Source organism: Deefgea chitinilytica (genome assembly GCF_016881405.1).
Lineage (GTDB): Bacteria > Pseudomonadota > Gammaproteobacteria > Burkholderiales > Chitinibacteraceae > Deefgea > Deefgea chitinilytica.
In genome coordinates this window covers 1176098-1189079 of sequence record NZ_WOFE01000001.1, presented here as the reverse complement: position 1 = coordinate 1189079, position 12982 = coordinate 1176098, and the positions used below count along the sequence as shown (strand labels likewise).

Annotated in this window: 14 protein-coding genes; 11 read left to right on the top strand and 3 right to left on the bottom strand. The window is 46.0% G+C overall.

Annotated elements, in window-relative coordinates; genetic code table 11:
- Positions 1-59 precede the first annotated feature (59 nt).
- Entirely contained in the window at positions 60-1691 is a 1632-nt protein-coding gene (locus GM173_RS05340; RefSeq protein ID WP_203570265.1) for a methyl-accepting chemotaxis protein, read from the bottom strand.
- Positions 1692-1824: 133 nt separating this feature from the next.
- Between GM173_RS05340 and purT the strand changes: the two genes are divergently transcribed.
- Together purT and GM173_RS05330 are read left to right on the top strand one after the other, a co-directional pair.
- Complete coding sequence (gene purT, locus GM173_RS05335) at positions 1825-3024, top strand: formate-dependent phosphoribosylglycinamide formyltransferase (protein WP_203570264.1); 1200 nt, start codon at positions 1825-1827, stop codon at positions 3022-3024.
- Positions 3024-3413 (top strand): group II truncated hemoglobin, encoded by a 390-nt coding sequence (locus GM173_RS05330; RefSeq protein ID WP_203570263.1) that lies wholly within the window; start codon positions 3024-3026, stop codon positions 3411-3413. Before purT ends, GM173_RS05330 begins: the two co-directional genes overlap by 1 nt.
- A gap of 119 nt (positions 3414-3532) precedes the next feature.
- Here GM173_RS05330 and trmL read toward each other — a convergent pair whose 3' ends face one another.
- Positions 3533-3997: a tRNA (uridine(34)/cytosine(34)/5-carboxymethylaminomethyluridine(34)-2'-O)-methyltransferase TrmL gene (trmL, locus tag GM173_RS05325; RefSeq protein WP_203570262.1), complete on the bottom strand. Its 465-nt coding sequence runs from the start codon at positions 3995-3997 to the stop codon at positions 3533-3535.
- 95 nt (positions 3998-4092) lie between these two features.
- Between trmL and GM173_RS05320 the strand changes: the two genes are divergently transcribed.
- Together GM173_RS05320 and purU are read left to right on the top strand one after the other, a co-directional pair.
- A complete protein-coding gene (locus tag GM173_RS05320; RefSeq protein WP_203570261.1) occupies positions 4093-4449 on the top strand; it encodes a hypothetical protein in 357 nt (118 codons plus the stop codon).
- Between the two features lie 94 nt (positions 4450-4543).
- Positions 4544-5398: a formyltetrahydrofolate deformylase gene (purU, locus tag GM173_RS05315; protein ID WP_203570260.1), complete on the top strand. Its 855-nt coding sequence runs from the start codon at positions 4544-4546 to the stop codon at positions 5396-5398.
- Between the two features lie 133 nt (positions 5399-5531).
- Here purU and GM173_RS05310 read toward each other — a convergent pair whose 3' ends face one another.
- A complete protein-coding gene (locus tag GM173_RS05310; RefSeq protein ID WP_203570259.1) occupies positions 5532-6239 on the bottom strand; it encodes an SPOR domain-containing protein in 708 nt (235 codons plus the stop codon).
- Between the two features lie 162 nt (positions 6240-6401).
- On the opposite strand from GM173_RS05310, the gene ndk reads away from it, so the two are divergent.
- The 7 genes from ndk to GM173_RS05275 all read left to right on the top strand — a co-directional run bounded on the left by ndk (position 6402) and on the right by GM173_RS05275 (position 12981).
- Positions 6402-6827: a nucleoside-diphosphate kinase gene (ndk, locus tag GM173_RS05305; protein ID WP_203570258.1), complete on the top strand. Its 426-nt coding sequence runs from the start codon at positions 6402-6404 to the stop codon at positions 6825-6827.
- Positions 6828-6924: 97 nt separating this feature from the next.
- Positions 6925-8058: a dual-specificity RNA methyltransferase RlmN gene (gene rlmN, locus GM173_RS05300; protein ID WP_203570389.1), complete on the top strand. Its 1134-nt coding sequence runs from the start codon at positions 6925-6927 to the stop codon at positions 8056-8058.
- Complete coding sequence (gene pilW / locus GM173_RS05295; protein WP_203570257.1) at positions 8055-8795, top strand: type IV pilus biogenesis/stability protein PilW; 741 nt, start codon at positions 8055-8057, stop codon at positions 8793-8795. Before rlmN ends, pilW begins: the two co-directional genes overlap by 4 nt.
- Entirely contained in the window at positions 8788-9708 is a 921-nt protein-coding gene (locus GM173_RS05290; RefSeq protein WP_203570256.1) for a RodZ domain-containing protein, read from the top strand. Before pilW ends, GM173_RS05290 begins: the two co-directional genes overlap by 8 nt.
- Before the next feature lie 4 nt (positions 9709-9712).
- Positions 9713-10990, top strand: coding sequence for a flavodoxin-dependent (E)-4-hydroxy-3-methylbut-2-enyl-diphosphate synthase (gene ispG / locus GM173_RS05285; protein WP_203570255.1), 1278 nt, complete (start codon positions 9713-9715; stop codon positions 10988-10990).
- Positions 10991-11064: 74 nt separating this feature from the next.
- Positions 11065-12333, top strand: a complete 1269-nt coding sequence (gene hisS / locus GM173_RS05280) for a histidine--tRNA ligase (RefSeq protein ID WP_203570254.1) — start codon at positions 11065-11067, stop codon at positions 12331-12333.
- Between the two features lie 18 nt (positions 12334-12351).
- Positions 12352-12981 carry a YfgM family protein gene (locus tag GM173_RS05275; protein ID WP_203570253.1) on the top strand — a complete coding sequence of 210 codons (630 nt, stop codon included), beginning with the start codon at positions 12352-12354 and terminating at the stop codon, positions 12979-12981.
- The last annotated feature ends 1 nt before the right edge of the window (position 12982 follow it).

The window sequence follows — 12982 nt, the reverse complement described above, 5'->3', positions numbered from 1 at the left end:
TCGTGTGCAAATCAATAACGAAAACGCGGGAAAAACTGCAAGCTAGTGCAGTTCATGCCTTAAATTTTAAATGTTTGAATCGTGGTATCTAAGCGACCTGCAAGCGCATTGAGCCGGTCTGAAAGTTCACATGCACTTTTCGCAGCACTGCTATTTTCTTCACCTGCCTGTGCGATACGCTCAACATTTTTGGCAATTTCTTGGCTGGCACTACTTTGTTCATGAATGGCACCGGTGATGCTGCTAATGTGCTCTACATTCCGATGCGCTAATTCTTTGATTTGAGCGAGGGCTTCGGCCATTTCATGGGTGCTTCGCACGCCCGTTTCAACCAAACTGCTGGCCTCATACATGCCTTTGGCGGCCACACTGGTGTCGTTTTGCACTGCCTGAATTTTATTGGTGATTTCGAGCGTAGCTTGTGTTGTGCGTTCGGCTAATTTACGAACTTCATCAGCAACAACGGCAAACCCTCGACCTAAATCACCAGCTCGCGCCGCTTCAATTGCGGCGTTCAGTGCCAGTAAGTTGGTTTGGTCGGCAATGTCTTTAATCACTAAAACAATACTGCCAATTTCGTCTGAACGATGATTCAGTTGGCCAATTAACTCATTTGATTTGTTGATTGAATTAGCAATTTGCTGAATTTGACCTGTAGTTTTTCCCGCGACAGCGGAGCCTTCCTCTGCTGTTTTAGCTACCAACCGTGTTTCTTCTTCTAGTTGACTGGAATTATCTGCGATCAAGTGCACGCTGACTGACATTTCTTCGATTGCAGCAGCCGTTGCAGAAGAGGCCTCAGATTGTAGCCCGGATGCATTGCTGACTTGATTGGCTGCGTGAGTGAGCTCTCTTGCTGATTGTACTAAATCATGTGAGCAGCGATTTGCTGTACCGATTACGTTGCACATATTGCCCAATAGCTGATTCATCGCCGTAGAAGTTTGACCAATCTCATCGTTATTTTCGACGGGCATATGCATACTGATACGGCCAGTGCGGTCAATTTCAGCAATCGTAGCCTGCATTGATGCCAGCGGCTTGCGAATGCTTTGATAGATGATAAAAGCGCAAGTCACGCCTAAGCCAATCGCGATCACGATCAGCGTAATTAAAGTACTCGTTACTGTGCTTTTAATGGCGTCCACTTGATTGTCGATTGATTGCACGTCTTTAAGCGCGGCATCGGTTAATTCCGTCAGGATGTCTGACATTAAGCGAATTGGATCTTTGAATTGGGAAAAAGCTTTGTTGATTTCTTGTGCGGTACTAAATTTGCCAGCTTTAATATCGCTCATGATGCTAGATTCACCCTTGCCATAGGCTTCGCTATGGCCAAGCAGAGCTTCAATTTTACTGGCTTGTTCGGGGGTGGCGAGTTTTTTGGCTTCTGCGAGTTCAGTCTGCAAATTGGCAAATGATTTTTGCCATTTTTCGTGATATTCAGCGATTTTCTCTGGGGAATCGAAATTTAAAAACAGATCTTTTTCGAAGCGGCGCAGATCGCCCACCTGTTTGCGTGCTTCAATTAAGTGCATGCCATACTGTAAATTAGTATGTAGCAGTTGACTGGTTACCGAATGCTGCTGGTTTAAACCGATCGTGCCGACAATACCGACGAAAACTAATAGTGTCAGTGAAATTGCGAAGCCCAGTATAATTTTGGCACCAACACTCATATTTTTTAGCATGGCACAATTCCCTTATCTAAAAAAATTATTGATTTAAACTAGTTTGCAAATGGTGAAATAGCAAGTGATCGATGATTGTGTTTAGTTAATTGATTTTGAATGACTTTAAACTTGTCTGAAAAGGTGATCCCTAATGAAAATTGGTACCCCATTGAGTCGCTCGGCGACCAAAGTAATGCTCTTAGGCGCAGGTGAATTGGGTAAGGAAGTCATTATTGCGTTACAGCGTTTTGGTGTAGAAGTGATTGCGGTTGATCGCTATCCAAATGCCCCGGGTATGCAAGTGGCTCATCGGAGTTATGTGTTGAATATGACCGATGCGCAAGCGCTGCGTGCTTTAGTTGAGGTTGAGAAGCCTCATCTAATCGTGCCAGAGATTGAGGCGATCGCGACAGAGGCTTTGCTGTCGATTGAAACCGATGGTTTGGCTGAAGTGATTCCGACTGCACGCGCCACCAACTTGACCATGAATCGCGAGGGAATACGTCGTTTAGCGGCCGAAGAACTGGGCTTGCCAACGTCGAGTTATCGGTTTGCTGATAGCTTGGCTGAGTTGCAAGCTGCGATTGCTGATATCGGTTTTCCTTGTCTGGTAAAGCCTGTGATGTCGTCAAGTGGGAAAGGTCAGTCGCTCTTAAAGAGTGAGCAAGACGTGCAGCCTGCTTGGGATTACGCCGCTAGCGGTGGGCGTGTGCAGCAGGGGCGGATCATTGTGGAAGGTTTTGTCGATTTTGATTATGAAATTACCTTACTGACAGTACGAGCGATAGGCCAAAGTGGCCAAGTAGAAACGCAATTTTGCGAGCCAATTGGGCATGTCCAGGTGAAGGGCGATTATGTTGAAAGCTGGCAACCGCAAAGAATGAATCCACTGGCGCTACAGCGAGCCCAAGATATTGCAGAAAAAGTCACCGCCGCATTGGGTGGGCGAGGAATATTCGGCGTTGAGCTGTTTGTTAAAGGGGATGCAGTGTGGTTTAGTGAGGTGAGTCCACGTCCACATGATACCGGATTGGTGACCTTAAAAAGTCAGCAGTATTCTGAGTTTGAATTACATGCCAGAGCGATTTTAGGTTTACCAGTTGATGTGGGTATGCGGAGCAATGCTGCTAGTGCAGTGATTTACGGCGCAATAGATGGCGTAGGTATTGCGTTTGAAGGAGTGGATCAAGCACTGGCTGTGCCGACAGCGGATGTCCGCTTATTTGGTAAGCCTGAATCGTTCGAGCGGCGTCGGATGGGGGTTGTTGTTGCGGCAGGTGATGATACCGAGCAGGCGCGCAGTCGTGCTAAATTGGCTGCCAGTTTAGTTAAACCTATAGAGGTAAAATAATGAGTGATGTAGTAGAAGTTACACCGTACGAATTGTTAGGTGGGGCTTCGGTTTTACGGCAGTTGGTGGATCGATTTTATGACATCATGGCGAGTGATTCACGTGCCGCCGGTATTCACGCCATGCACGGGCAAGACACCACGTTGATTCGCGAAAAATTGTTCGAGTTTTTGTCGGGATGGCTAGGTGGTCCGCAATTGTTTATTGAAAAATATGGACATCCTCGTTTACGCAGTCGGCACATGCCGTTTGCGATTGGCGAGTCTGAGCGTGATCAATGGATGTTGTGCATGTTGCAGGCAATGGCAGAAATCCCAATGAGCGATGATTTACGAAGTCATTTAGAAGAGGCTTTTATGAAAACTGCCGACTTTATGCGTAATCATTGATAAGGAAGCGGATGGAGCGTTAGAGGGTAGTTGCTATTTGGGGTGGGTATATTGTTGTAGGTTTTGCAATGTTTTGCCTTTGGCAATATACCCTGGTTTTTGAAGGTGTTGGCTTAGATTTACATGCCACCGAGGAAATCGTTTTGGCGCCAGGCTTCATAAATAGTAATCGCAACGCTGTTTGATAAATTCAGGCTTCGATTGTCGGGTTGCATCGGTAGGCGGATTCGTCGATTTGCATCAAAGGTTTGTAGAATATCTGCTGGCAAGCCTCGTGTTTCTGGACCAAATACAAACACATCACCTGCTTCATATTGCAATAAATCAAAACGTTGAGCGCCTTTGGTCGTCGCGGCAAAAAAGCGTTTTCCGGCAAGAGATGCTTTGCAAGCATCCCAGTTCTCATGAACGAGCATATTGGCAAATTCGTGGTAATCCAGCCCCGCCCGTTTCATCTTGGTATCATCGAGTGGAAATCCTAATGGTTTGACTAAGTGTAGTTTGCAGCCAGTATTGGCAGCTAAACGGATAATGTTGCCTGTATTTGGCGGGATTTCAGGCTGAAATAGAACAATATTAAACATAACGTAAGCTGATGGGCGGATGTATAAAAGAATTGCACTTGGGCGATTCCAAACTAAGCTAAAAAACCTAGATTTGGAATGATGGTCGTGCACAAATGGATATCGTACCGCAAGAAATGCTGATTGCAGTAGCTAAAACTGCAAAACTAGATGGTTTATCGCCCGAAGAAACGATGACCTTGGTTTTTCGGGCATTGGATCACGAAATGCGTGGGCCAGGTGGTCAGCGATTTAATCCGGCTCGTACTGATGGGATTGGTCGGGCAATCTATGCCGCGTTGTTCAATTATCCGCTGTCGCTCAAGGTAGATACAAAGGCAAGTAACGGTTTTCGTTGGGAAGTCGCTATTCCTGCGTATGGTTATTCAGCGCCTTTCGAGCAAATGTTTGTTGATGCTTTATTACGTGTAGAGCAGCAACGCTCAGCTCGAACCAAGGTGGTGTACGCCTAAACGCTGATTAAAAGCAAGACAAATGGCCGCTTTACTGTTGCGGCGAGAACGGTGGTGATAGAATTTGGTATAACTTGATAGAAGATGATGCCGAATGACACATACCGCAACCCTCCTAATTAGTTGCCCAGATCGAAAAGGTCTCTCTGCGGCAATTGCTAATTTTTTGTACACCTATAATGCAAATATCGTACATTCTGATCAGCATCAGGATAACGCCGATAATCTATTCTTAATGCGAATTGAGTGGGATTTAGCTGATTTTACATTAGATATGAATGCGTTTTCCGCGGCATTTCAGCCGATTGCTGATCGCTTTCAAATGACGTGGAAAGTATCTTTATCGAATCGCCCGCAAAAAGTCGCTATTTTTGTTTCAAAATATGATCATTGCTTGGTTGATTTGTTGCATCGCCATAAGAGTGGTGAGCTGAAATGTGAAATTCCACTTATTATTTCTAATCATGAAGATTGTCGAGCCTTGGCTGAGTTCTATGGTATTGAATACCATGTAATTAGCGTAAACAAAGATAATAAAGTAGCTGCCGAGGCAGCACAAATGGCGCTAGTGCGGGAAAAAGAAATCGATTTAATTGTTTTGGCACGCTATATGCAGGTGCTGAGTCATGACTTTACAGCCCAATTTCCACAGCGAATTATTAATATTCATCACAGTTTCTTGCCTGCATTTGATGGTGCAAAGCCTTATCATCGTGCTTTTGCGAGAGGCGTTAAATTGATTGGTGCGACGAGCCATTATGTAACAGAGGTGCTTGATGATGGCCCAATTATTGAGCAAGATGTAAATCGAATTTCGCATCGTGATGATGTTGAAGCATTAATTCAGCAGGGGCGTGATTTAGAGCGAGTTGTTTTATCGCGTGCGGTACGTTGGCATTTGGAGCACCGAGTTTTGGTGTATTCAAATAAGACGGTTATTTTTGACTAAGTAGACTGACTATTTTGTGACTGCTGATATTGGCGGAAAATGCAGCTAAATAGTTCAATCATTGTTGTTAAAAAAGCTGAATTCTGTATGTGGCAGGATTCAGCTTTTTTTTACTCAAGATTCGTACGGTGTCTTATTGAGTTTTTAAAATTGGCTCAATACCGAGTTGTTTTAATTTTTTTACCGCCGCTTCTGCTTCGGATTTGGTTTTAAACGGACCAATCTGCACTCGTGTTTCTAAGTAGGCTGGGATACCTGCAGCCTGTATTTGTGCGAGTAATTTTTCTGCATTGTGTGCGTGCAAAAATACTCCAGCTTGTACGCTATAGCCCAGTTGAGTGTTGCTGGCGGCTGGGAATGCTGGCCGTGGTGTGGCTGATAAACCAGACTCTGTGGTGTTTAATTTAAGCTTGGGTGCCACTGCAAGGGTCGGGCTAGTTGTTGCTGTTGGGCTTGCGGTAACAGTCACTTCCGTGACTCGCTTTGGAATATTGCTAATCGCTTCCGTTTTGGTTTGATTTGGGGGTGTGGTGCTGGTAGGTTGCGGGGCGGTGGGAGTGGGGGTGCTGATTTGAGTCGCAAGAACTTCACTTGCTACTTCTGGGCTTGCTTCGGCAGCGACAGGTGTTGGCTGAGCCACACTACTAGCGATGCGACTCGTAGGTGCGATTTGCGGGGTTTGAATTTCTGGGGCCGGATTTTTTTCTTCGTGGTCTATCCAGCTGATGGCACCTAAAACGCCAGCGATCAGTGTACCAGCGATGCCAAGTCGCCATAGTAATTGTTTTTTCAGTTGTTGCTGTTCTTTCTGCTGCAAGATGGGGTCGGGTTTATCACTCATCTGTCAGGTGCTCGCTATGGTGGTATACTATTAGACTATTTGCCTCGTATTTTGGCGAAATAGGTCGGATGGGATTTATAAATTCGCATCAGGCTAGCTGAAATTACACTGCGCTGTAAAGTTTCTTGTATGAAAATAACGCCTCACCCTGGAGATTATAAAATGGCTGTTGAAACTACCCTGTCGATTATTAAACCTGATGCTGTTGCTAAAAACGTAGTGGGTAAAATTTACGATCGTTTTGAAACTGCGGGTTTAAAAATTGTCGCTGCGAAACTTAAGCACTTAACACGTGCCGAAGCAGAAGGCTTCTATGCGGTACACAAAGATCGTCCTTTCTTTAATGCTTTGGTTGAATTCATGATTTCTGGTCCTGTGATGATTCAAGCTTTGCAGGGCGAAAACGCAATGCAATTGAATCGTGATTTGATGGGCGCTACTAATCCAAAAGAAGCAGCGCCAGGTACAATTCGCGCTGATTTTGCTGAAAGCATTGATGCCAATGCCGTGCACGGTTCTGATAGCTTGGAAAACGCAGCGATTGAAATTGCGTACTTCTTTGATGCATCAGAAATCTACGCGGCCTAAAATTTGTAGAGTAGTTTAAGTTGTATGAACTTCCCCTTTGATTAAAAGGGGAAGTTGCACGATGAAGAAAATGGCGCAAGCCTTGGTGGATATAAAAATGGCGATGAATTTGTTGGATTACGATGCGGAGCGTCTAGGCCAATTAATGGTGCAGCTCGGTGAAAAACCGTTTCGTGCCAAACAACTGATGAAGTGGATTCATCAGCGTGGTGTAGCGGACTTCGATGCGATGAGTGATATCGCGAAATCGTTTCGACAAAAATTAGCTGCCGATGCCAAGATCGCGCCACCTGAAATGATGGCTGAGCAATTGGCCAAAGACGGCACCCGTAAATGGTTGCTTGATGTTGGAACCGGTAACGGTGTGGAAGCGGTATTTATTCCCGAAGATGATCGAGGAACTTTATGCATTTCGAGTCAAGTTGGCTGTGCGTTAGACTGTTCGTTTTGTTCGACGGGGCGACAAGGATTTAACCGTAATTTGAGTACTGCAGAGATTATTGGCCAGCTTTGGTGGGCGAATAAACGCTTGTCGTTCGACGCTGCTCGAATCGGTGAGGCAAAAAATGAAGATACTCGGATTGTATCGAACGTGGTTATGATGGGGATGGGTGAGCCACTGGCGAATTACGACAATGTTGTGGCAGCAATGCGTTTGATGTTGGACGACAACGCGTATGGCTTGTCACGTCGCCGTGTCACCTTGTCTACATCTGGGCTCGTGCCGCAGTTGGATCGATTGCGTGAGGATTGTCCAGTTGCTTTGGCGGTTAGCTTGCATGCGCCAAATGATGCAATTCGTGATGATATTGTGCCGATTAATCAGAAGTACCCACTCAAAGAACTCTTAGATGCGTGTAATCGCTATCTTGAAAAAGCGCCGCGCGATTTTATTACTTATGAATATGTGATGCTCGATGGTGTGAATGATCTACCGGAGCATGCACGACAAGTTGCGGCGATGTTACGATCTACTTCCGCTAAAATTAACTTAATTCCATTTAATCCTTTCCCGAATTCAAGTTTTAAGCGTTCTAGTCGAGATGCTATTGTGCGTTTTCGTGATATTTTGCAGCAAGCGGGTTATATCGTAACGGTGCGAAAAACTCGTGGTGATGATATTGATGCCGCTTGTGGGCAGTTAGCAGGACAGGTGCAGGATAAAACCCGCCGCCTAGAGCGGATGGCTGAAACACGACCTATTTTGTTTAAAAATGGAGGCAGTGCGTGAAACAATATTTAGTTGTCCTGATAGCGTGTCTTAGTTTAACTCCGTTTTCATGGGCTAATAATGATGGCGAGTCGCGTGCTTCTGTGCGTACTCGTTTGGCTTCTGAGTATTACAAGTTAGGTCAATACACTATTGCGGTGTCTGAGGCGCAAAAAGCGCTTGATTCTGATTCAAAGTTTGTTTTGGCTTACAATGTGATGGCTTTGTCGTATTGGGCATTAAAAGACAATGGGATGGCGACTAAATTATTTCAAGACGCATTAAAAATTGAGCCAAGTAATTCAGATGTAAATCATAACTATGCTAATTTTTTGTGCACCAACGGTGATGTAAAGAAGGCTCAAGAGCATTTTGCTATTGCATTAAGTAATCCACTTTACCCTACGCCTGATCAAACCATGCTCGCTGCGGCCAACTGCGCTATTTCGAATAAAGATATTCCTTTGGCTGTGGAGTGGTATAAAAAAGTACTCGCGATTCGGCCTAACAATATGCAGGCTAAATTCCAACTGAGTAATTTATTGCTCAAGTCTGGTGATTTGCCTGAGGCCAAGCGCTACTTTATTGAAATGCTAAAATCCTCAAAAAATCCTCAATCTGAATTGCTATGGTTGGGAGTTAGAATTGAGCGTGCGATTGGCAATAAAACCGCAGAACAACGCTATGCAGCTGAATTAATGGCGCAATTTCCTGATTCAGTAGAGGCAACTAAGTTACAGATTGGAAAATATGACTGATCCGTTTTCAGACTCTTCAGCACCTTCATCCGTTTCCTCGTTATTACCTGCCGGTCGTCAATTACGAAATGCGCGTGAAGCTCTTGAATTGACTCCAGAGCAAGTGGCTCAGCAGCTCAAACTGTCTGTCCGTCAAATTAATGCGATTGAACAAGAGGCTTTTGACGAGCTGCCTAGTAATTTGTTTATTCGGGGATTTGTGCGTAATTACGCGCGTTTGTTGCGAATCGATGTGGAACCATTATTGGCTTACTTGGCTGAGGTTTTGCCAAGCGAACAGCCAGCAACACCACAAACTGACTCGTCGGTGTCACAAGGACTCATTCTCGCTGAGCCGTATTCAGCAAAGCAACGTCATTTCTCACCGACTGTTCTGATGGCTTTGCTGGGCATGGCGATTGGTACTGCGGCTGCTTTTTGGTTCTTGCAGCAACCATCGAATCCCGAACTCGCGCTGGCAGAAGTTGACTCACCACCTGTGATTGATGTTCCCGTTGCTTCTGCTGCAGTTGAGCAAGCGGTGGAGCCTGCAGTTACACCGGCCAGTGTGGCCAGTGCGATTGGTGTCGCAAGCCGAGTTCAGATTGCCAGTGCAATAGAAGCTACAGCTAGTGTAGCGAGCGCGCCATCTGTCGCAGTAACTCAAGCTTCGATGGTCGCGGTTGCGCCAGTCGGGGAGATTAGAGTTGTTTCAACAACGGATAGTTGGGTGCAGATTATTGATGCGAACGGAGCTAAAGTGTTGTCGGAAATTGTTCGTCCAGGCATAGAACGGACGGTTGATGGTAAGCCGCCTTTTGCTGTAAAGATTGGCAATGCACCAAAAACTCAATTGTATTTTCATGGGCAGAATGTCGATTTGAGTCCTTATCTCAAATCAGGTTCTGACGTGGTTAATTTGGAATTGAAATAAACGTATGTCGAATCTAATTCCCCGCCGTAAAACGCGACAAGTGCAAGTTGGAAATGTTTGGGTTGGTAGTGATCATCCTATCGTGGTGCAATCGATGACCAATACCGATACGGCTGATGCCGAGGGCACCGCGCGACAAATTTTTGAATTGTGGCGTGCAGGTTCTGAGGTCGTGCGTCTTACAGTAAATAGCCCTGAAGCCGCGGCGCAAGTGGCGACGATCAAAACCAAATTAGAAAATTGGGGTTGCAAAGTACCATTGGTTGGCGACTTTCATTACAACGGCGATCGCCTGCTCAGAGATTATCCTGAATGTGCTGAAGCGCTTGCGAAATATCGTATTAACCCCGGTAACGTCGGAAAGGGCAGTAAGCGCGATGAGAAATTCGCTTTGATGATTGAAAAAGCGATTGAATACAATAAAGCCGTGCGTATTGGCGTGAACTGGGGTTCGCTCGATCAAAGTATCGCAGCGCGGATGATGGATGAAAATAGTAAGCGCTCGCAGCCCTTGAGTGCTGATGCGGTGATGCGTGAGGCGTTGATTGTTTCAGCCTTAGAGTCCGCCGAGCAAGCGGTAAAATGGGGTTTGTCGCCCGATAAAATTTTGTTGTCGTGCAAAGTGTCTCATGTGCAAGATTTGATCGCGGTTTACCGCGATTTGGGCGCACGCTGCGATTATCCACTGCATTTGGGTTTGACTGAGGCGGGGATGGGGAGCAAGGGTATCGTCGCCTCAAGCGCTGCTTTGGCGATCCTTATGCAAGAGGGGATCGGCGATACGATTCGTATTTCGTTGACGCCAGAACCTGGCGGCGACCGCACCAAAGAGGTGGTTGTTGCGCAAGAGTTGCTGCAAACCATGGGTTTGCGAAGTTTTACGCCTCTAGTGACTGCATGCCCTGGGTGTGGCCGTACTACGTCGACGGTGTTTCAAGAATTAGCGCAAGATATTCAGTCGTTTTTACGGGAGAAAATGCCGGTATGGCGCAAGGATTATCCTGGAGTGGAGGATATGAAAGTTGCCGTTATGGGCTGTGTGGTTAATGGTCCGGGCGAGTCAAAATTGGCTGATATTGGCATTAGTTTGCCGGGTACTGGCGAGGTGCCAGTGTGTCCAGTGTATGTTGACGGTGAAAAAGACGTGACGCTCAAAGGTGAGCATGTTGCCGTTGAGTTTCAAGCGATTGTTGAGAATTATGTTGTGAGTCGTTATGGTGTTGGTGGTGCTAAACGCCGTGAGACTATAGCGAAAGTGATTCCTTTAAGGTCAGTTTCCTGATGTATCGGAGCGTAGATATTGTAAAGTAAGCTCCACATTGCAATACCCTAATTAATTCAATGAAAGAATAAAAGATGGCAGAAACGATTCAAGCAATTCGTGGAATGAATGACATTTTGCCCGCGGAAGGCGCGCGCTGGCAGTTTTTTGAAAAAGTAACGCGTGAGTGGCTGTCCGCTTACGGTTATCAGCAAATCCGGATGCCCATTGTTGAATCAACGCATTTATTTATTCGCGGTGTTGGTGAGCATACCGATATTGTTGAAAAAGAAATGTACGCGTTTGAAGATAGCCTCAACGGGGAAAAACTAACTCTGCGCCCAGAAGGAACTGCAGGCTGCGTTCGTGCGTGTATTGAGCATGGCTTGCTGTATAACCAAACGCAGCGTCTATGGTACACCGGCCCAATGTTTCGTCATGAGCGCCCGCAAAAAGGGCGTTATCGTCAGTTTCACCAACTAGGTGTTGAAGCGTTTGGTTTTGCCACGCCGGACGTCGATGCTGAAATGATTGTGATGCTGGCTGATCTGTGGCCGCGTTTGGGCTTAAGTGGCATGAGTTTGGAATTGAACTCATTAGGCAATTTGGATGAGCGTGCGGCACATCGAGCTGAGTTGATTAAGTATCTTGAGGGGTATATCGATATACTCGATGAAGACGGCAAGCGTCGTCTATATACCAACCCATTGCGCGTGCTTGATACCAAAAATCCAGCTTTACAAGCGATGGCTGAAAATGCGCCGCAGCTGATCGACTTTTTGGGTGAAGAATCAAAAGCGCATTTTGATGCGGTTAAAGCGCTGCTCGATGATGCTGGGATTAGTTACAAATTGAATTCACGCCTAGTGCGTGGTTTAGATTACTACAATCGTACTGTGTTTGAATGGACAACGACACAGTTGGGCGCACAAGGTACTGTTGCGGCCGGTGGGCGTTATGATGGCTTGGTGGAGCAACTCGGTGGGAAACCATGCCCAGCGGTTGGTTTTGCGATTGGGATTGAGCGTTTGATGTTGTTGTTGGAAGCCAACGAAGTGGCGATCCCAACACAGCAGGCTGATGTGTATGTGGTGCATCAAGGGGAAGCGGCGGCGAGAAATGCGTTTGCGGTGGCAAGACAATTGCGAGCCGCAGGGTTGAATGTCATTTATCACGCTGGTGCCGGAAGTTTTAAATCACAATTTAAAAAAGCAGATCAGTCAGGTGCTCGCTTTGCCGTTGTGATTGGTGAAGGTGAAGTACAAACGCAAACTGCAAATTTGAAAACACTCACAGGCGAGCAGCAAGGTACACAACAAACTTTGGCGCAAGATCAGTTAGCGCAAGCAATCGCTCGTTATTAATTTATTCAGGGGATCAGCATGGCCGCATTTGATTTACAAGAGCAAGAACAAATCGCCACTTTAAAAGCGTGGTGGCAAAGCTGGGGGCAATGGCTGGCGTTAGCAATTGCTGCATTTTTGATTGGTTTTGCGGCATGGACAGGTTGGCAAAAATATCAGCACGGCCAAATTGTAAAAGCTGCCGAAGTGTATGCTCAAATTGAGGCGAACTTAGCTGAGGATGGTAAGTTTAAGGCTGGTGTTGCGTTATTGAAGTCAGACTATTCAGCAACCCCGTATGCCGCTCGCGCGGCGCTTATTGCGGCCAAATTGAGCTATTTAAAAGGTGATGCTGCAACTGCGCGCTCTGAATTGCAATGGGTGATTGATCATAGCAAAGAGGGTGCTTTGCGTGATTCTGCTCGCTTGCGGATGGCCAGTATTTTGCAAGAAGATAAAAAATACACCGAAGCTTTGGCTTTGATGAAGGCGCCTGAAGAAGAAGGGTTTTCTCCGTTATTTGCTGAGTTGCGTGGAGATATTTATCAGGCAAAAGGTGAATTAGCGGCGGCAGCGGATGCATATCGCCAAGCAATCACAAAGTTGCCTAAAGATGCACCTAATTACAAATTGGTTGAAATCAAACTTGATGTTTTAGGGGGCAAGTAAT